Annotated in this window: 1 protein-coding gene; it reads right to left on the bottom strand. The window is 42.6% G+C overall.

The annotated features are described in order from the left end of the window. On the bottom strand, positions 1–417 hold a 417-nt coding region (locus N1032_RS27340), incomplete at its 3' end, for a hypothetical protein (protein ID WP_259543851.1). Positions 418–545 lie beyond the last annotated feature (128 nt).

The following is a 545-nucleotide window of genomic DNA, read 5'->3' as shown; positions in this document are numbered from 1 at the left end:
AGAACCAACACGGACACTAACGATTTCACCAAGACGATCCATGAACCATTCCAGATTACCTGGAACTTCTTTTACGCTTGGGTCGAGTACCTGAACTAAGTCAAAGATTTTACCACGACCAGCACCTGGGAACAGATACGCATCGAGGAACTGACAAGAAGGACGAGGGTCAATTGCTTTACCTACTTTGTCCTGATCGTTTTCATATTCGGTGCCAGTAGCATCGACATCAATCAGTTCGAAAGCAAAGGTAGCTTTGAATGCAGGGGATTTCTTTTCGCCTTTGAATTCAGGTTGTTCCTGAACACCAAGACCAATGAAACGGACGATACGAGCTGGGTAATCACCATCCGGGATTGCGTCGTATACAGTGAAAGACTTCTTGGAAGAACGGGTGGAAGGAATTGCAGTAGACATTATATATCCTTATAATAACTCTCAAATATGAAGGCACTTTTCATTCGGCCTTCTCTCATTACAACATTAATATATCACCGAAAACGGTATTCGGTTGACAAATTAATTGCCTAATTGAAAATGTGGGC

Origin of the sequence: Herbiconiux daphne, from assembly GCF_024979295.1 — a bacterium.
Classification (GTDB): Bacteria; Actinomycetota; Actinomycetes; order Actinomycetales; family Microbacteriaceae; genus Herbiconiux; species Herbiconiux daphnes.
This window is presented reverse-complemented; position numbering and strand designations above follow the sequence as displayed.